At 44.3% G+C, this 20,290-nt stretch carries 15 protein-coding genes; 11 read left to right on the top strand and 4 right to left on the bottom strand.

All coding sequences use genetic code 11. From position 1 onward, the window contains the following. From OEL90_RS12850 to ttdB, 9 genes are all read left to right on the top strand, one after another. Window positions 1-1,531, top strand: a 1,531-nt coding sequence (locus OEL90_RS12850) for an AAA domain-containing protein (protein WP_300689215.1), incomplete at its 5' end; no start/stop codon positions are given. 144 nt (window positions 1,532-1,675) lie between these two features. Then, a complete protein-coding gene (locus tag OEL90_RS12845) occupies window positions 1,676-4,213 on the top strand; it encodes a DEAD/DEAH box helicase (protein ID WP_300689212.1) in 2,538 nt (845 codons plus the stop codon). A 68-nt stretch (window positions 4,214-4,281) separates the two neighbouring features. Next, window positions 4,282-4,665 carry an HIT family protein gene (locus OEL90_RS12840; protein ID WP_300689209.1) on the top strand — a complete coding sequence of 128 codons (384 nt, stop codon included), beginning with the start codon at window positions 4,282-4,284 and terminating at the stop codon, window positions 4,663-4,665. Window positions 4,666-4,876: 211 nt separating this feature from the next. Next, window positions 4,877-5,530 carry a hypothetical protein gene (locus OEL90_RS12835; RefSeq protein ID WP_300689206.1) on the top strand — a complete coding sequence of 218 codons (654 nt, stop codon included), beginning with the start codon at window positions 4,877-4,879 and terminating at the stop codon, window positions 5,528-5,530. 244 nt (window positions 5,531-5,774) lie between these two features. Further along, the gene (locus OEL90_RS12830) at window positions 5,775-6,404 is read left to right on the top strand and encodes a GntR family transcriptional regulator (RefSeq protein WP_300689203.1); all 630 of its coding nucleotides are present in this window, start codon (window positions 5,775-5,777) and stop codon (window positions 6,402-6,404) included. Continuing rightward, on the top strand, window positions 6,397-7,071 hold the full coding sequence (locus OEL90_RS12825; protein WP_300689201.1) for a GntR family transcriptional regulator: 675 nt from the start codon (window positions 6,397-6,399) through the stop codon (window positions 7,069-7,071). Before OEL90_RS12830 ends, OEL90_RS12825 begins: the two co-directional genes overlap by 8 nt. A 268-nt stretch (window positions 7,072-7,339) precedes the next feature. Continuing rightward, window positions 7,340-8,608, top strand: a complete 1,269-nt coding sequence (locus tag OEL90_RS12820; protein ID WP_291399951.1) for an SLC13 family permease — start codon at window positions 7,340-7,342, stop codon at window positions 8,606-8,608. A 38-nt stretch (window positions 8,609-8,646) separates the two neighbouring features. Continuing rightward, the gene (gene ttdA / locus OEL90_RS12815; RefSeq protein WP_300689197.1) at window positions 8,647-9,549 is read left to right on the top strand and encodes a L(+)-tartrate dehydratase subunit alpha; all 903 of its coding nucleotides are present in this window, start codon (window positions 8,647-8,649) and stop codon (window positions 9,547-9,549) included. Next, window positions 9,542-10,156 carry a L(+)-tartrate dehydratase subunit beta gene (ttdB, locus tag OEL90_RS12810; RefSeq protein ID WP_291399953.1) on the top strand — a complete coding sequence of 205 codons (615 nt, stop codon included), beginning with the start codon at window positions 9,542-9,544 and terminating at the stop codon, window positions 10,154-10,156. Before ttdA ends, ttdB begins: the two co-directional genes overlap by 8 nt. 125 nt (window positions 10,157-10,281) lie before the next feature. Here ttdB and OEL90_RS12805 read toward each other — a convergent pair whose 3' ends face one another. Both OEL90_RS12805 and OEL90_RS12800 read right to left on the bottom strand, forming a co-directional pair. Then, a complete protein-coding gene (locus OEL90_RS12805; RefSeq protein WP_300689193.1) occupies window positions 10,282-11,850 on the bottom strand; it encodes an extracellular solute-binding protein in 1,569 nt (522 codons plus the stop codon). A 4-nt stretch (window positions 11,851-11,854) separates the two neighbouring features. Continuing rightward, window positions 11,855-14,197 (bottom strand): helix-turn-helix domain-containing protein, encoded by a 2,343-nt coding sequence (locus tag OEL90_RS12800; protein ID WP_300689191.1) that lies wholly within the window; start codon window positions 14,195-14,197, stop codon window positions 11,855-11,857. Window positions 14,198-14,633: 436 nt separating this feature from the next. On the opposite strand from OEL90_RS12800, the gene OEL90_RS12795 reads away from it, so the two are divergent. Both OEL90_RS12795 and OEL90_RS12790 read left to right on the top strand, forming a co-directional pair. Next, on the top strand, window positions 14,634-16,544 hold the full coding sequence (locus tag OEL90_RS12795; RefSeq protein ID WP_300689188.1) for a PHB depolymerase family esterase: 1,911 nt from the start codon (window positions 14,634-14,636) through the stop codon (window positions 16,542-16,544). A gap of 606 nt (window positions 16,545-17,150) precedes the next feature. Then, window positions 17,151-18,926: an alpha/beta hydrolase-fold protein gene (locus tag OEL90_RS12790; RefSeq protein ID WP_300689185.1), complete on the top strand. Its 1,776-nt coding sequence runs from the start codon at window positions 17,151-17,153 to the stop codon at window positions 18,924-18,926. 110 nt (window positions 18,927-19,036) lie between these two features. Here the strand turns inward: OEL90_RS12790 and OEL90_RS12785 are convergent, their stop codons facing one another. Further along, window positions 19,037-19,948 (bottom strand): DMT family transporter, encoded by a 912-nt coding sequence (locus OEL90_RS12785; RefSeq protein ID WP_300689182.1) that lies wholly within the window; start codon window positions 19,946-19,948, stop codon window positions 19,037-19,039. Further along, window positions 19,923-20,198, bottom strand: a complete 276-nt coding sequence (locus OEL90_RS12780) for a metal-sensing transcriptional repressor (protein WP_300689179.1) — start codon at window positions 20,196-20,198, stop codon at window positions 19,923-19,925. The genes OEL90_RS12785 and OEL90_RS12780 overlap by 26 nt, the downstream gene beginning before the upstream one ends. Window positions 20,199-20,290 lie beyond the last annotated feature (92 nt).

Below are 20,290 nucleotides of genomic sequence, written 5' to 3'. Positions count from 1 at the left end.
ATATTATGACACTAAGATTCAAGAAATTACTGAAGAAATTGAAATTTTAAACAGTCAACTTCAATCGGTAAACGCTAAATATAAAATTGAGCAATTAACTGAGTTGTCTTTACAATATCTTCGAGGAAAAATTTGTGAGAAATATGGTAATTTAACAAAGCGAAAGATCTTTACATATTTTGATTTAATCAACAAATCAAATGAGTTTACGCAAGAGTATCCAATTATCTTGAGCACCACATTTTCGTCAAGGAACAGTTTAAGTAAAGATGCAATTTATGATTTTTTAATAATGGATGAAGCGTCTCAAGTTGACATAACTACAGGAGCACTGGCTTTATCAGGTGCTAAGAATGCAGTAATAGTTGGCGATCTAATGCAATTACCAAACGTACTTACTTCTGAAACTCTAAAAAGAGCTGATGCAATTTTTGACTCATTTAATTTACATGAAGGATACTCATATTCACAAAATAGTTTCTTAAAGTCTGTTTGCAGTGTTATGACTGATGTTCCACAGGTACTGTTACGAGAACATTATCGGTGTCATCCTAAAATCATCGGATTTTGCAATCAAAAATTTTATAACAATGAACTTCTTATTATGACAGAAGATCATGGAGAGTCAGATGCGTTGTCAATATATAAAACTGTTGTTGGAAATCACAAACGGGATCAGCTTAGTCAACGTCAGATCGATGTTATATGCAAGGAAGCACTTCCAAGTATGCAACAAGTAGATATTGAAAATATTGGGATTATATCGCCATACAATGCTCAGGTAGATGCTATCAAGCATCAAATTGGTTCGAATACAATTGATGTTGCAACAGTACACAAATTTCAAGGTCGAGAAAAAGATGCAATCATTTTGACAACTGTTGATGATGTGATCACGAAATTTACTGATGATCCTTATTTATTAAATGTAGCCGTTTCTAGAGCAAAAAAGAATTTTTGTCTAGTAGTATCGGGTAATGAACAACCAAAGGATAGCAATATTGGAGATTTGATTTCCTATATTGAATATAATAATTTTAAAACTTTCAAAAGTGAAATATACTCCGTTTTCGATTATCTTTATCGTCAGTATACAGTAGAACGAATGGAATATTTAAAAAGGAATAAGCGCATATCAGAGTATGATTCCGAAAACTTGATGTATGTTACAATAAACAATATTTTGTCCAAATACCAAAATTTGTGTCTGAATGTAATTTGTCATCAGCCGTTAAATATGCTAATTCGAGACCCAATACACTTGAGTGATGAAGAATGTGAGTATGCGATGAATCCAGCTGCCCATGTGGATTTTATGGTTTACAATAAAATAAGTAAAAAGCCAATTTTTGCAATCGAAGTTGATGGATTTAAATACCACAAAGAAGGAACACGACAATCACAAAGAGACAAAATGAAGGATCATATTTTTAAACTTTATAACATTCCTCTATTGCGTTTGCCAACAAATGGAAGTGGCGAGAAAGAAAAGATTGAAGAGATGCTAATTGCATATAAAAATGCCAATTAATAAATCATTAAAATTAGTTTCTGTAGAAATGTGTGCATCAAAATTTAATTTCTCTATGTAAAAGTGATTTATGATATTTTGTTTGAACAATCTTCTGATAGTAAAGTGCTGCTTTTAATTAAATTGTTGAAATGGGTGATAGCAATGATAGAATGGGCAAAGTATTCATTAGGTATCGAATCAATTTTTGACCAATTGATACACAATGAAATTCTATTGTCTAGTGCATATCACTTCCAAAACAAAGACTGTATACTCATCATCGATAAGGATGCCATCTTCTCCACCCCCTTTCCATACAAACGCTACTGCCAAAAGCAAAACGAATGGATGCGCCAGCATAAAAAAGTTTATCGTTTTATTGATGGTGATATTGAGCTGGAAAGGTTTCTAAATGATCATTTTGTCGAAGAGGAAGCCGAATATCAGCTTGGCAGAACCTTTAATAGAGAAAGTGTCATGGCGGATCCAACACCACTTGAGTACCGGTTTGAAGAGTGCTTTATTGAAGCTTATGGTGAAGAGTCTTTAAAATATTTAAAGAGAGAATATGCATTTATTACAGTCGAGGGAGAAACTGCTTTTGTCGATTATGCTCTCTTCAATAAGGATGGGTCATGGATTGTTATTGAAGAAAATGGCGTTAATTTTCATCATCCTCAAAAAATAGGAAAAACGAAGTATCGTCAAATATTGAAGAAGCAAAATTCCGTTATTGATGCGAACGGCATTGTTTTCAGGTGGGATACGGAAAGTCTCGCCAACCGCGAGAAAATTGTGGATGAGCTTAAGGAGTTCATCGGCAGCATTGATGATTATTTGATTCAATATTCAATGGTTTCTCAGCGGGGATTTGTTTTACATGAACATCAGACTGATTATTTAAACGACTTGTCAGGGGATAGAGGAGAAGGAAAAAGGTCTGCGCTTGTTGTCCTGCCAACTGGGACAGGTAAAACCACAATCGCTCTGGAGGATATGAAGAGAATGGCAGCGGGAAGAGGCAAACTCAACGCCTTGGTACTCGCGCCATCACTGGATCTCACCAGGCAATGGGAAAAGGAATCCATCCAATATCAGAAAAAAGTAGGACACATCGAGGTCATGACCTATGCCGGTGCCGCGAGACAATATTACAAGGATTCACCGGGAAAATATCACTATGTGGTTGTAGATGAAGCTCACCATGGTGTTGCACCCGTCCTTAAAAAAGCAATCCAGCATTATCAGCCTGAATTTATGCTGGGGTTGACTGCTACCGATAAGCGATTGGATGCCCAAAGACTGGAGAACGTCTTTGGAAGCTATGAGGAGAAACTAGATCTGAAGCAAGCAATTGAAAAAGGCTTGCTGTGTCAGATTCGGGCTTTTCGCTTGGAAAGCAATATTGATCTTTCAGAAGTGAGATTTAATGGGAAGGATTATGTGTCAGCGGATCTTGAGCGACGCATAAGAGTAAGTTCAAGAAACGAACTCATTGTGGATGTCCTTCATAAATATTTCTATACAAAGCTGACGGGCAAGTCTGGTCTGATTTTTTGCGTCAGTGTCGCTCATGCTAAAGAAATGGCTAGACTGCTGATGGCAAAAGGGTTTAAGGCGACGTCGGTGGATGGGAAGGATAACCATCGGCAGAGAAAAATTGAGCAGTATATGAATAAGGAAATTCAGTTCCTGTGCACCTGCAGTTTGCTCAATGAGGGCTGGGACGCGCCGCATACTTCAGTGATTGTCATGGCGAGGCCAACGCTTTCCAGAGTTTTATATACACAGCAGCTGGGCAGAGGTACGCGCCTCGCTGAGGGCAAGGAAGCGCTTTATGTTATAGATGTCGTTGATCAGTATGGTTCTTTTGGACAGATTAGCAACAGGCCATGGTCCATTCATGGGTTATTTGGGTTGGACTATTACCAGGCCTTTGGGAATCTTTTTGAACGTTCCGGGGATACTACGGAGGAACTGGTACTGTTGGAAACAACACACGAAAGCCTGATCAAGCTTCAGCCCTTTGAATTATTTACTATGCAAAAGGTCTACGAGGACTATCTTTCGGTGGAAATGCTGGCCAGGGAACTGTTTGTATCAACAGGGACAGTGAACAGTTGGCTGCTTAAAGGTGAGATTCAAGCAGATGTCAGGATTCCAATGGGCAGGAGTTCAATAAAATTATTCCGACCGGAGCAGGTTGCTGAGATTCGAAAACTAAAAGGACTAAGGGAACACTCTGAGGAAACGCTGGTGGAGGACTTTTGGGCGTTTATTGATGAGCGAACTTATACCTTTAGCTACAAGATGTATTTCATTCTGTCGCTGCTCGAAAAGGTCGACAGCACGGGTGACGCGGACATTCAAGGGCTGACGGAGCGGTATAGAGATTATTATCTTGAGCGTCATGAAAAGGGTTTGACCGTTGACCGGGAGAATTGTCCTTATGCGGACAAAGACTATATTATGGACGACAAGATTTTGACTCAAAGTATTCTTTCAAATCCATTCGAAAAATTTGAGCGCAAGCGTTTCATGTATTACGCCAAAGATTTGAAAAAGATTTCGATACACCATAGGATTTGGGACGAATTGACTTGTGGGGATGGATTGGAACGATTAAAAAGCAGAATGCTTGAAGATCTGCAGAATTATTATGAACCGCTTGGTGGATTGCAGTTTATAAAAAGTTTTTGATTTGAAGTGACCAGATGGATTGTGATAAAATCCGGATATATCAATTGATTGAAGGTGAAAATTTGAAAATGTCAGGCTGTGTTTTTTGCGAAATGCCGGTTTCTGCTTACGTCATTGAAAATGACTATTTCTATGGTCTGTTTGACAAATATCCCGTCACAGAAGGTCATTTGCTCATTATTCCTAAACACCATGCAGAGACTTTATTTGAGCTGACTGAGAATGAGAGAAAGGCTTTGTTTGAAATAATGGAAGACGGAAAAGTTCTCCTAGAGAATAAGTTTATGCCTGCAGGATTCAACTTCGGGGTCAATCAGGGTTTGGCTGCCGGACAAACTATTCCGCATCTGCACCTTCACATTATCCCTAGGTATGTTGGGGACATGGAAGATCCGGAAGGCGGCGTCAGGGGCGTCATTCCTGAGAAGCAGAAATATAGACACAAAATGTAATGTGAGTTAGATTGGGATTGCGTTATAGATCATTCCGGCATTTAGCTACACGTTTCGTTGATCATGTCAGTCCACACCCGCGCGTCACTTTTCTTGTCACAGTCCGTGACAACAATTTGTCATTGCCAATTTTGCGTTTCATCGCCAAGGAACGGGAAAATTGGATATAATAAAGTCAAATTGTTCACAACCATCTAAGGAGGAAATTGACATGAAAAAGCTTTTTTATCTATTGCTGGCCGGGAGCCTGGCGCTATTTGGCCTGACTGCATGCGGTGACGACGAGGGCGGTTCATCGGCCGGCTCAGGTACATTACGTGATCCATATGAAGCCTATGGTCTGGTTCGAGAAGAGAGTTACAATGAAGGCAATACCCTTCAGTCTGCTATGATGGAAGATCCACCTTCTGCCATCACTCTTGAGCCAGTGTTTTATTACAGAACGAATTACGCGACGGTTCCTCAAAGCGGCGAGTTCACCCTGGAAAAGGGCGGAAGCGCGAGCATCGCTCTGGACCTCGAACTCGTCCATGACACTGGTGAAACTGTGCCCCTCAAGTCGAACATTACCTTGAAGTATGACGGGTCCAGTGACGAAGACCTCTTTCACGCGGACACCAGCACTTACGGCAACCCGACCCTTTACATCAATGGGGCTTATGTGAACGAACTCAGCCAGCACGATGTTACGGATAAGGACGTTAACTTCGAGCAGATCAGCTCGAATAACGGCTATGGGTTTGCCTTCGACGGCCCGGCGGAGGAATTCCTCTATGTGGCCCTCGGCGTCGACAAGGGTAATGCTACCAGTTCTGACGGGAACATAGGTATTCTGTATTTAAGAATTACCGGCGTGAAAAAATAGGGTTTATCCTGAAAAAATATCAAGTTATTTGACCTTTCGTCCAAGGGGTGAACTGAAGACCATCGGCTAAATTTTGATCACCAAAAGCCCAAAACTGAGGCCGATGGTCATTTTCCTTTCAATTCACCCACCTCACGAACTTTCTAATTCTACCCGGCCGGTGGTCATGGTATAATATGGCGTAGTCACCATTTTCGTTTGACTTAAAATAACGTTTTACGGAGCGCCTATGCAGCCATTAGAGATGAAACAACTGAAGGAACAAATCGTTAAATATATAAGGGCCAAGATCCTGAAAGGGGAGTACCCTGAGGGCTTCGAACTGGTACAGGAAAACATTGCTTCGGAGTTGGGCGTGTCCAGAATGCCAGTGCGGGAGGCCCTTCAGATTTTGGAGCAGGAAGGGTACATCGAGCGGATGCGCAACAGGCACATGCGTGTGGTGGGGCTGTCTAGGGACAGCATCAAAGCCCATGGCAGGCTGCTGAGTGCAATGGCATCCGAAATTGCGGTCATGATGTTCGAAGGTCATTATGGGATGGCGCGGTTGAATAACGCGTATCACACACTGAGGGCTGCGGTTCAGTCTGGCACCGGTCATGAGACACTTGTGAAGCTGGAGAAGGACGTTCATAAACAGCTCTATTTTGATGGGCTTGGAACCTTCGTTGTTCAGCAGTATGAACGGATGCTGACCTCGTTTTGGATGCTGGCAGAGATTCGTGGGAGTTATGATCCTGCGCAGGGGCATGTGCTTTTGGGTGAGATCATGGCGTGCCTTGAGACGGGCAAGCCCCAGGCGCTTTATGATGGGTTCAGGAAGTACTATGACAATGTGATAGAAGCATTGATTAAGGATGATTCAAATGAGTAGTTTAAAGCCAATCAAGTTATTGCCGACCCGGGAGCGGGTGGCATCAGCACTTCGTAAAGCTATACTGACCCGGGAGCTGAAAGAAGGCGAGAACATCACCCTGGATGGGATCGCGACGCAGCTGGGCGTGTCCAATACGCCGGTGCGTGAGGCCTTTCAGATTCTGGCCAGTGAGGGCTTAATAAAGCTGACTCCTAATAAAGGGGCCGTGGTCACGGGTTTGACGGAGAAAATGATCCGGGACCATTATATAACCCGGGCTATTTTAGAGCGGGAAGCTATTGGTATGGTCTGTCAGAGTCGCGCGGATATCACGGACATTGTGGAAGCTTTTGAAGAAGGACAGCTGGCTCTGAAAGAAAACAGAGCCTATGAGTATTCCAACTTCAATCAGGCATTCCATATGGCCATTTGGGTGGCAGCGGACAATGACCGGATCCTGTCGATTTTGTCTTCCATGTGGAATGGACTTTCCATGGGGCACAAGGTGACAGAGGACGCCTACGCTCAAATTTCCAACAGTGAGCACAGCAAACTGGTGGAGGCTATAAAAGCTTACGACGAGGAAAAAGCAAAGCAGCTGATGTATGCACATATTATAAGAAGTATGGAAAATATACTGACGCACTTCGTGCAGGATCACGAGGTTTTGTCGGAGATTGACTGAGTTTTAGGGGCGGTGTCTTATGGGACACTGCCTTTTTGTTTTATGGTGTTCTTATAAAAAGAGGCACCGCGGAATGTGTTGGGGTTACAGAATGAATTTTTTGATTATTGACAACATATAAGATCCCGTATATCATTAAGGCACAAATGGATACATTATCAAATATTAAATATCAAATATCAAACACCGAATGATGACTTGTTATTTGGTTTGATTATTGGTAGTTTAACTTTGAGGGTGTCTTCAAATTGAAGGGAGGATACATATTTTGAGTCCAGCAATTATTACTTTACTTTTACTCCTTTTCGCCGTCGTTATGTTCGTTTGGGAAAAAATTCCGCTTGCTGTCACGTCCATGATCGTCTGTCTTGCTTTGATTTTGTTTAAGGTACTGGAACCATCGGCAGCCTTTGCGGGCTTTGTCAACAATAACGTCATTCTATTTGTCGCTATGTTCGTGGTTGGCGGCGCGCTGTTTGAGACTGGAATGGCTAACAAGATTGGCGGCGTTGTAACAAAATTCGCCAAGACTGAACGGCAGTTGATCGTGGCAGTCATGGTGATCACAGGCCTCATGTCGGGCGTGCTTTCGAATACGGGTACGGCGGCGGTATTGATCCCTGTCGTCATTGGTATAGCAGCCAAGTCGGGCTTCGCTAGGTCTAGACTGCTCATGCCGCTGGTTTTCGCGGCAGCTATGGGCGGCAATCTCTCCCTGATTGGCGCGCCGGGCAACCTGATCGCGCAGTCGGCTCTTCAAGAGATGAACATGCAGTTTGGATTCTTTGAATACGCTAAGATTGGTCTTCCTATCCTGGTGGTGGGGATTATATACTTCGCGTTTATAGGCTACAAGTTTCTACCAAAGACGCAAGGGGATCCGGACAGTGTGTTCAATGAGGTCATTGATTACAGTCATGTGCCTGCCTGGAAACAGACTCTTTCGCTGCTGATTCTGGTTGTGACTATTATAGGGATGATCTTTGAAGAGCAGATCGGGATCAAGTTGCACGTTACAGGCAGTATTGGCGCGCTGCTTCTCGTTCTAACCGGTGTTATGACTGAGAAGGAAGCATATAAGTCGATTGACTTAAATGTTATTTTCCTCTTTGGCGGGACATTGGCGCTGGCATCAGCTCTTGATAAAACAGGCGCTGGCGCCTTGATCGCTGAGACGGTCATGGGTGCCCTCGGACAGAACGCGTCACCGTTTGTGTTGTTATTTGCCATCTTCATGATCGCAGCAGTATTGACAAACTTTATGTCCAATACAGCGACCACGGCACTGCTGGTGCCTATCAGTGTCTCCATCGCTTCCGGCATGGGTGCTGATCCAAGAGCGGTTCTGATGGCGACGGTCATAGGCGGTTCACTGGCTTACGCGACGCCTATTGGCATGCCGGCCAACACTATGGTTTTGGCGGCTGGCGGTTACCGCTTCATGGACTATGTTAAAGCAGGTTTGCCGCTGATAGTGGTGGCGACTATTGTGAGCATGATTTTGCTGCCGATCTTCTTCCCGTTCTTCCCGGCTTAGCAGCGCTGGATCTGACTAATATTCAAGGAGGCTAACTGATGAATAAAGAGCAATCTGTTCAAGTGGTAAAAGATGCCATGTCAAAATTTATTGGTTTCGTGGGCATCAGACTGCCTGACGATGTTGAGAAAAAACTCGCTGAAATGAGGGCTCTGGAGAATAGCCCGCTGGCGAAGACCATTTATGATTCCATGTTCACTAATCAGAAGCTGGCTAAGGAGCTCTACAGACCGAGCTGCCAAGACACGGGCGTGCTGCAGTTCTTCATTAAATGTGGGACCGGATTCCCTTTAATGGGCGAGCTTGAGACCATTCTTACTGAGGCGGTATACACAGCGACTGTAAAGACGCCGCTCAGACACAACAGTGTGGAGACTTTTGACGAGTACAATACTGGTAAGAATATTGGCAAAGGTGTACCATCTTTCTTCTGGGAGATCGTACCGGAATCTGACAGCGTCGAGATTGACGTTTACATGGCTGGCGGCGGCTGTACGCTTCCTGGTAAAGCTATGGTGCTTATGCCGGGAGCAGGCTATGAGGGTGTCGTGCAGTTTGTTATGGATGTCATGACTAGCTATGGTCTGAATGCCTGCCCGCCGCTGCTTGTTGGTGTGGGCGTGGCTACGTCCGTTGAGACGGCGGCGGTGCTTTCCAAGAAAGCGCTGATGCGACCTATAGGGTCCCATAACCCAAATGAGCGGGCTGCGAAGCTGGAGCAGCTGCTTGAGGACGGCATCAACAAGATTGGCCTTGGACCACAGGGCATGTCCGGAAATCTCTCTGTTATGGGCGTTCATATAGAGAACGCGGCGCGTCATCCGTCCACCATTGGTGTTGCGGTCAATACAGGGTGCTGGGCGCACAGACGGGGACATATCATCTTTGACAAAGAGATGAACGTCACGATTACGTCACATTCGGAGGTGAAGTATGAATAATAAGAGAGTGCTGACGACGCCGATCAAGGCAGAGGATCTTGAGGGCATCAAGGCTGGAGATATCATTTATTTAAGCGGTCATTTCGTTACTTGCAGAGACGTGGCCCATAGACGTCTGATTGAGCAGGGCAGACCGCTTCCGGTGGATCTGAACGGCATGGCAATCTTCCATGCGGGTCCAATTGTGCGCAAGCTAGAGGATGAGAAGTTTGAGATGATCTCCATTGGACCAACTACGAGTATGCGTATGGAGAAGTTTGAGAAAGAATTTATTGAACAAACCGGCGTCAAGCTGATCATTGGCAAAGGCGGCATGGGGCCGAATACGGAAGCGGGCTGCAAAGAGCATAAGGCGCTTCATGTGGTGTTCCCAGCGGGCTGCGCGGTGCTTGCTGCGACGCAGGTAGAAGAGATTGAGCGCGCCGAGTGGCAGGACCTTGGCATGCCGGAGACCCTTTGGGTATGCAGAGTAAAAGAATTTGGGCCGCTGATAGTGTCGATTGACGCGGAAGGCCGCAACATGTTTGAGGAGAACAAGGTCGTCTTCAACCAGAAGAAGGATGAAGCGATCAAGGAGATCAATACGCAGGTTAGCTTTATTAAGTAAGACTCTAGGGAATTGTAAAGAGCCAAGACCATCGGCAAAAATGGTCTTGGCTCTTTTTTTTGAATGAATGGCTGCAAAAATTTTGCTGATTTTAGCAATGTCTCATTCTCTAAAGTGTTTTTCCTTCAGTTTTGGACTTCAAGCGCTCTCTGGTGGGCTTGATTCAGCAGCTGCTCAAGCTCCTCGGAGCCTGCGTTGATCAGCTTCTGTCTCAGATCAGTGTCATATGAGGCAAGTGACTTCTCACCCACAATGTACTGATCAATTTCTTTGAACAAGATCTGGTCCAGTTTTGTCACCAGAGCAGCTACGCGCTTGGCTTCCTCTTTTGTGAGTGGAGGCGGGAGTGGTGAAGTTCTATTAGCGGGGCTGTTTTCAATCTCTTTCATGATGGGCTCTAATTCAGGCTGAATCTGATATTGATAGGACATGTCGAGACTTGGGGTAAAAAAGCCTTGGCCTGTTCCACGTTCATACTGCATAAGTCTAAAACCAAAAGGAAGCTCATGATATCGCTGAAATAACTCAGGATTAATGGTCATTTTACCTTCTGCTATGGTGTACCCGTTTTGCTGGATGCCATAGTTGACTAGTGCGGTGCCTTCCTCTGAATAGAGCCAGTCAATAAGCTTAACTGCAGCTTCGATGCTCTCAGATTTGGCGGGAACTACATAATACCGGTGCATGGCATGGATTTGATATTGATAACTCATTCTTGACTCGCCTGTGATATTTTTTAGTTTGAGAAGCGGCGCAAAATGATAATTTGGATTTTGTTGTCGCAGCGCTAGATTAAAGTTTTCAATATTGACCGGGAAATCAAAATAAAAGAGCGCTTCGCCTGAGCTCAGTTTTTGCTGCCATTCATCCACCGTTGAAATGGCATAGAAGGGATCAAGGACTTTTTCCTGGTAAGCTTGTCTCAGGAACTGCAGGATATGGATGAACTCTTGGTGGGCCGGTCCGTATTTGTATCGCCCTGGGTCCATTGAATCTTCGAAATAGTAGGAGGTGGTCAGGCTAAATCCTGAACCAAGGGGATAGGAGACATTAGAGATCAATCCCCTAGTACCGCCTTGGTTGATCCATATAGCTTGATCCGGAAAGGCGGCTTTGAAAGCGATCAATGAATCCAGAAGTTCATCATAGGTACCGGGCACATTTAAGTTAAGCTGCTCAAGTAAATCAGAGCGAATGACTGGATGTGCCGCTGATGGTAGAGGGTTAACTGACGTTATAGGGAAGCCAAACCATTTATCATCAATTTTAAGACGGTTTAGTTCAGGGTGTTTCTCCACAAAGGCTTTAAAATTTGGCGCGCTAGTCTCAATCCACTGATCCAGAGGCGCGAAATGGTTTTCTGATCCATAACGAAGTAAATCCATATAACCGAGTTCAATGAGGTCGGGGACATTTTCGGAAACCAGCATTAATGTCAGTTTGCTGCTGAAATTGTTGCTTGGGACCGGTTCTATTAAAATATCAACTCCAATAGTGTCACGAATTGAAGTTCTGGTTTCTGGATTCAAATTGATAGGTTGAAAGACAGATTCTCGTCTCACGACTCTTAATTTTACCGGCGCGGGATCTGTGATTTCTTTATTGGAATCCGTATCTGTGAGGCTTTGACATCCCGTTAATAATGAAAATGATAGTACTGCTAAAGCTATTATGGTTGTTGGCATCCGACTCATTGGCTCACCTCGCGTGTTCTTCTGATTTTCGATAATTACTTGGATTGGTTCCAACATGTTTTTTGAAAAGCCTATAGAAGGTGACTCTGCTATGAATGCCGACCTTTTGACAGATTTCATCAATGGTCATTGAAGAATCGGCAAGCAGACCTTTCGAAATCTCTATGCGTTTAGCGCTGATGTAATGCGTCAAATTGACATTAGTGTGTGTTTTAAAGGATCTGGACAGATGCTTGACTGAAATCCCGAGGTCCGTCGAGATGCGCTCTAGATAGATATCCTCAAAATAATGTGACTCAATGTATTGTATGACTTCCTGAACTAATAGATGAGAGTGGTCTGCGCCAGATTGAGAGGATTCCAGCAGCGCGCCAAATAAACTCATGATCATTGCCTTGCTGTCAACGGTCTCGTCCTGGATAATCCCTCTTTTTTTGAATGCCTGATAGTCATCTTGATTTAAGAGCGTAAAGATATCAAGCTGCTGATCAGCGGCATATCTGACAGCGGTTCGATACAGCTCATCATATAGCGCGCTTTTTTTGATCATCTTGGCTGGATCCGCGTCCATTTGAATGAGAAGCGTGTCGATAATATTTTCGAGACCGGATAAATCTTTAGCCTTTAGGCAATTGATCACTTTTTCTTCATCCTTAAATGAAAAGTAGTGAGCCGGACTGAGTGGAAGATTTGAGGCATCCCATACACACCGCTCGCCGGAAACATTGCCGTGATCAATAGCAGACTGTGCTTCGCCATATGATATCCAAAGTTTGTTGATACCGTGATGTGCTTTGCCAATACCAATTTTAACAGTGTAGAATTCAACTTCATAAGAGAAGGACTCAATGATGTTCTCACAAGCTTCAATCAACGAGTCGCGTTCGGCATCATCCTTCAAATTGAGTATACACGCGAAATGACCGGGTTCAGGCTCCAAAATATGCATTTTAAAAAGAGCGAGAAATGACTTTTGAAGAATCGTTCTGATCCCTTCTAAAATGTCATATCTTTCAGTATCTTGAAATTCACTATAAAAGCTGCTGTTTAGATCAAATAAGATGCAGCAGCATACATAGGAATCTCCCCTGAAGCCTAGGTCTTCATGAATGATTTTATTGAATTCTGCGAGGTGTTCTGGGATGTGTCCTTTGATTAATTGTGAAAAGGCGTTATCCAGATATTCATCTGATATGCGGCTTATTTTTGAAGAAGTGGCTGAAGTGACATCCAGCAGCTGATTCAGCGAAGAGTTTATAATTTCAAATTCATTTTTCTTATTAAAGTTGATTCCGGTACTGCTGTTATTTTCGTCAGAAAAGCTGTTGATCAGCACATCGCGAATATTTCTGATTGGACTGTAAAGCTTAACGCTAAAGATGAGGGCCATGATTGATCCAAGCAGAAACAATAAGACGCAGGACCAGAGCGTGACACGAAGTACGTTTTCAGCCTCAGCATAAAAATAGTGTTTTGGTGTGAGTGTGAAAAAACTCCATCCGAGACGGTCTGAGGTTGACTTTGTCACAAAATATGAGGTTTGATTCCAATCAATTTCACTCATTTCATTTGTTCCTGTCTGTTCGGTAACGCCAATTAATGTCTTCGTTTCAAGTGCCATCAGCTCTGGTCGACTGGCTATGACCGTATTTCCTTTTTTATCAAAGACAATAAATTCCGTATCCGAAAAGACAATGTTCTTTCGAACCATCTCATAAATCGCTTCAGTGGACAGACAAACCACGACTGCCATATTGCCTAGATCACTTTGCTTAACGGAGACCGTTGGAATGATGGTTTTGGTATTGCCGCTTGAAGTCGTGACCAAGGTAGGCTCAAGATATTGAACCGTGGAGGGATTGGTCAGAAAAGCCTTCCAAAATGGTATAGGATACTTTTCAAATTGGTAAAGTGATTTGAAAAAGGTGTCAAAATTTTCAGCACCTGCACTGCGGAGAATCCACTGATCGTCCTTAAACACAAAAAGATTGTCAATGACATAGTTTGAGACGTTCTGGCTTCTGGTGATAGCTTGGAACATGCTTTCAAACTGTTTTTTTTGATCCGCGCTCAGTGACTCCGCGGGGGATATTTGCGCTTCAAAAGCATCATCCAACATCAAGTTCAAGCTTGTATCCACGGCCATTTGAATAGAATTTTCAATAATCTCTTTTGAGAATTCCAAATTTCCGGCGAGTTCTTGACCCGTCTCAATTTTTGAATTTTGTACTGAGTAGATATAGAAAATGCTCCCAACTATAATGACTGGGATGAGAAGCGCGTTGAAATACAGAAACATCCTTATGAACAGCCTGTTTTTAATGAACTTGTTGAGATTCTTCATCATGATCTTCACGCCTTTTCCTATGACCTCAATAGTTGTGTTTTGGAGCGATGCAGATTCGTGATACATGCCGGTCTAAAATGTAACATCAATGTTCGGGAATTGATACAAAGAGTGACAACTTGGTTCTTATACCAAACAGGCCAATGAGATATGGTAAGGCTAGCATAGGTTAGCATAATTCCTGTGAACCATAAGCCAGACAAACAGAGATGGCTGATGAAGTGGTGGATCGTCGACAAAAAAATGACGCTGCTATTATTAACCTGGAAAAGGGGATGGTCAATGATTGAATCGAGTCAAGTTGAATTACATAACCTCAGATTCTTCAAAATGCGATTATTTGGAGTTTAAGTCCCAATTGCTGTGCTTTGCGTAGAAGCGTGATTAATTTAAGCGTAGAGCACCCATAACACTTAAAATGGAGGTAGGTACCGAAATGAAGAAAAGATACTCGACCGGACTTTGTATTCTGCTGATTGTCAGTATGACACTGCTTATGCTTCCGATGACAGGATGGGCGGCATCAGATAATAATTTCAAGAAGATGGAAGCTGTCACTCTGAATGGAACAGATTACCCGGTGAAAGACTTCTCACAAGCGAACCAGCTGCCACTTACGGGCTATTTTAATTACAATTTCAACATCTCAGATGTAGTACGTACGGCCAAAATCTATATTTCTGAAGATGCTCCAATCCGTTCGTACTTCACTGTCATTGCAGTTCCGGACGGTGTAGATACAGAAGAATTTCTAGACGTGACAGGCTGGAAGGAAATTGCGGATCAAAAAGCTGAAGGGCTCTTTATCCTGGAGCCGGGTGCCGATGGTTGGGGCACCTACTCAGAAGAGGCTGCTTACATAGCTGCAGCTCTCAAATTTTACAGTGGCAACTCATACTTCTCAATTTATGGCGAACACTACTTTGTAGGCTATGGTGACGGCGCGCCGGCACTAGAAGCGTGGGCGGCAGCCAATCCACTCAGAGTGATCAGCCAAGTGTACCTGGATTCAGAAGGTCTTGATGAGGCGTATTTAACGCAATTTGAGGAAATGGAGTTTGGCGGCTTAAATAATGGCTACAACCCAATCCTTTTCCCTGAAGATTTTGATTACATTGCCGTATCAGAAGCGCTGCTTCCAACCTGGTATATCAATCCGGTCAAGGGACAGTTTAATGATAGTCTTGATTACTGGATGAACGCCAATGACTGTGATGCTGTACCGGAAATAGACAAAGTCTTTGGAATGGTCTATCCTCAATCCAATGACTCAGAAAGCTGGATGACCTCTTACTCAGGTCCTATATCCAAGGTCGCTGTGCTAAATAAAAAAGTCGACGTTCTGAAAAAAAGCGTCACAAAAGAAATTTGTGATTTTATGAATTTCTACACGCGTTATGAGAACGTCATAGCTTATGGCAACCAGCTTGTCGAGCGCGCGGATTACAAGGCACTTGGCATTGAAGTTAAAACCATGATGGTCGAAGGCGAGCTCAGAGAATATATGGTTTATGTTCCGGATTCAGCAAAGAAAATGTGGGGCGACAAAGCGCCGGTAGTGATGGTATGGCCTGGCAACACCCAAACGGATAAGGTATTCCTCGATGCCACACAATGGTGGAAGGTCGCTCAAGATGAAGGCTTTGTTCTGGCGATTATTTGTGAACAATACGCGCTTAATTCTGTGACCATGAGCCATAAAAACATTAATACTTTCTACAAACAGTTAAAGGAAGTGCTCTTGAGCGAATATAAAGTCGATCCAACTAGAATCTACTCGAGTGGTCAGTCCGCCGGCAGTATGGTCAGCCAAAAATTTGCTGCAGTATATCCGGAGTATTTTGCAGCGATTGCCTCAACATCAGGCGATGCAAGATTTGAAACAAACGGAACGATTGATATTGATGGGATGATGTACACTGTAAGCAATGAAATGATACCGAACTATCTCATCTATGGCACTGGTGATCTCGGCGACTTAAAAGGTCACCTGTGGGATAGTTTAAATAATAAACTAGACGCTCTAGCGGCCTATCACTTGTCAGTCAACGGTTTCTCACTCGATGAACATAACTATGACAGCGCTTCAATAAGCGGTTGGATGAACCGTTTCAAAACCTGGACCTGGTCTAAAGAATTCAGTGGTGAAGAGGTGTCGATCTTCCAAGTGACTGAAAACATTTATCGCTCCCACAATTGCATTCACGAAGAAATGCCTTTGCTTTGGGACTTCCTCGAACACTATAGCATGACTATGGATCAAGACGGCAACGTCGTACGATTCTATAGCCCATCCGGGTTCACAGTCCCTGATGACCAAATTCAAATCTATTCCTCACAGGAATAATGATGGATCTGAAAACTTCCGAATTCGCACCTGATCCATGTTGACGAATCCTACCCAAGGCTGCTCCTAAGTGGAGCCGGGGCAAAACAGAGTTGTTTTGCTCCTTTTTTTATTTGTTGTATTTGAGGGTAATCCTTAAGTGCCAAAAACGGAAAAGCGATTCTTTAATAAGTCGATTGAGATTCCGCTTGGTTGATGTTTATTCCGCTTAAAGATACGTTGTTTCACTGGGTGAAATTTTTCAATATTACAAATATTATAGCATAAAGTGCAGTTGGCATAACATACTTTTCAATAGTCATGAATCGAAATTGCTCAAAAAACAGAAATTTGATACAGTTGGACTTCAAATGAAACATGATCAAGTCTAAATCGAAACATCGAAACAGGCTTTGTCACTATTTACAACGCTCAAAATGCTTTAAATTTAGGCATAAGAGCGGTGCGCGTCTGCAGACAGTGAATGATCGTATAATGTCTTTTTTATTAATTCGGGAGGTGACATTGATTAAGGATCCAATATTATCATCTTATATAAAGTGATAAAAATGCGTATTTGTTATTGAAAGCAGGCCGACCGACAACTATGACAATAGGAGGCATTTTATGAAGCGACGTTTCTGGTCTTTCCTAATGATATGTGTCATTGCAGTTTCACTCGTCAGTATTCCGAATTTGGCGAATTCTACGATTCCAGCGTTTCCAACGAACTTTGAGGAGGTCACGAATCAGCTCGATCTTCTGGATCCCATGAGGCTGCCTTATACGGGATTATATGAGCAGACGGTGACCATCGGCAATCTTACCAGAACTTTTAAGGCGTACATACCTGAAAGCGGCGTCCACTGCGCTTCGAGTGTTTTTATTCTTCCGCCGAATGGTGAAACTGCCGCCGACTTTATTGAGGACAGCGGCTGGATGGAGATCGCGGATAAAAATGGCTTCTATTTGTTTGTTCCTGAACCTTTTGAAGGCGAGTGGAAGCAAGATGGCACAGAAGTTGACTATATTAAAGCCGTTGTGGCGGAGACCGCGAAGCGAGTCTATTACAATCCTTACCCTGGGAATATGTATATTTTGGGATATCAGGAGGGGGCCACGGTGGCGCAGCAGGCTGCTATGAGGACGCCTAATTCCTGGGCGGGGCTTGCGACGTTTGGAGAAATCAATGTTACTGAGACGTTTATGATGGAGACCGCCGGCTTGGCTTCCAACGATCCCCAAGTGGCGTTATCTGAAGTGCCGGTACCGGTGTGGATGATCGCGAATAAGCTTAATGATTCGGCGTCAGCGACTTTGGCGTATTGGATGGCTGCGAATAATGTCAGCGATCAAGCTTATACACTTGACGACACCCGCGTTTATATGCCTGAGTTGACGACAGTCGACCGTATGATCGACGCCCAACCAGTCGCAAAGGTGCAGTTTACCAAGAAAAATACAGTTAAATATGACCCGGAATTCAACGAACAAGTATGGGATGAGTTTTTGAGCAAAGTCGGCAGATTCGCAGGCATTACCAACACCAATCTTCGTGCGCTCCTTGGCGAAGAGGGCGCAGGCATGGTTGGGCAAAGCCTGGTTGTGGATGGCTACAAGCGGACATGGTACGAGTATGTTCCGACCTCTGCCCAAAGCAATCCGGATCAGCCTCTGCCTGTGGTCGTCGTCTACCATGGCGGCTCTCAAACCAGCGCTTCTTATATTGACTACCTGCAGTGGTATAAAATTGCAGAAGAGCGCAATTTCATTGTAGTCATGCCGCAGGGCTACCCTATGAAGCGCAACGGCATCCCGCATCCGTCATGGAATGTCGCGGCTGTTCCGACCGCGCCGGATGACATTGAATTTACAAAAAGCATGATTGAAAACGTGGAAAGCAGATACAGCGTGGATCAAGGCAAAGTTTACTGTACCGGCCAGTCTATGGGTTCCATGATGAGCCTGCGCGCCGCAATGGCATTGCCTGATATTTTTACAGCTTCAGGCTCGACTTCAGGTGTCATAATAAATCCTGCTATGTATGAATTGACAGATGTGAATACTGACTATGAAGTTCCTGTTTGGATTATAATGGGACAGAATGACATAGGTGGTGGGTCCTTGACTCAAAACGCAGCTGCTAAAACGACCGTAGAATACTGGATTGAACGGAACCAAACCATCGCCGTGGATCAAGGCTCCTATTACAAAAATGGCGCCTATAATCACTTCATGTTCGTCAACGATAATAATACGCCTATGGTTCGTTATTCAGTCGTCGATCAGAAAGGGCATCTCTGTCTGCCGTCTGAAGCCTGGATGTTATGGGACGAGTTTTTCAGCAAGTACAATAGAAATGAAAATGGGGATATTGAATTTGAAGGCAGGGCAGCTAATTAATGATCATAGTTAGATAGGGATAATGTGAAAGAGCCAAGACCATCGGCAAAAACGGTCTTGGCTCTTTTGAGTTTTGGTGGAAGGCGTCAGAAACCTTCTTCCACTTGGCGTCATCCCTTGTTCGTATAATAAGTCCCCAGGGCCAGGACGGCGAGCGCCACCCAAAAGTTGAGTCCGGGGAGCTCTCTGAAAACCACTATGGAGGCCGCGGCGCCAATAAAAGGCGCGACGGCGTAAAAGGCGCTGGTTTTAGACGCGCCCAGGCTCCTTTGGGCCAGGACATACAGGTAGACGCTGAAGCCATAGGCAATGAATCCGAGGACTAAGGCGGCGATCAGGAGCTTGGGTTCAGGCAGGGATTTGCCGATGAAAAGCCCAATGCCAAGGGCACCGAGACCTGATCCGAAGCCTTTGATTACGACAATTTGCTTGGGATCTTTGCTCGACAGCATCCGGGTACAGTTGTTTTCAAGGCCCCAGCTCAGGCAGGCCAGGAGGACAAAGGCTGAGCCGATGGAAAAGGAAAGGCTGCCCTCGCTCTGGAAGCTCAGGATCATGGTGGATAATGTGACGAGGGCGATGCCTATGCCAAGGGACTTGGAGATCTTTTCGTGAAACACCAGCGAGGCGACCATGGTGGTGGTGACAATTTCGAAGTTGTTGAGGAGGGACACATTGGCGGCTGAGGACATGGACAGGCCTGCCATCAGAAAAATGGGTGCGGCTATGTCCAGTAGGACCATTGCAATAATGTATTTCAGCTCGGATTTGCCAAGGGAGATTTCGCTGGCATCGAGGTTGAAGACTTTGTAGACCAGCAAGATGGCAAGCATGCCAATACCGGCGCCCAAATAGAGAAGTCCTGCGAGGATGGTGCCATCCAGATTGGTCAGCAGCAGTTTTGAAAAGGGTGTGCTCAGAGCGTAAAAAGTTGCAGCTATGAAAGCGAAAAGAACGGCAGATTTTTTGGTTTTATCAATGGTGCTTTTATGTAACTTAGCGGATGAATTTGTGGATGGCATCTTCAAGCTGATCCAGGACGGTCTGATCATCATTTTCCACTGCGTCTGCCACACAGTGTCGGATGTGATCTACCAGAATAATTTTGCCTGTGTTATTGATCGCTGCAGTGACTGCGGAGAGCTGGATGAGGATGTCGGTACAGTCCTTGCCGTCTATGACCATTTTCTTAACGGATTCCAGGTGTCCAATCGCCCGGGAGAGGCGGTTGACGACGTTTTTGGTTTCTGTGTGCTTGTGTGCGTGGGGCATGATCTGACTTCCTTTCGTTTTGTGGGAATCACCCCCCCGGGGGGGATAATTTATTGTAACATAGTTTTGGAGAAAATGCATGGTTGGGGGGG

The organism is Acidaminobacter sp. (assembly GCF_030247605.1).
Lineage (GTDB): Bacteria > Bacillota > Clostridia > Peptostreptococcales > Acidaminobacteraceae > Acidaminobacter.
This window is presented reverse-complemented; position numbering and strand designations above follow the sequence as displayed.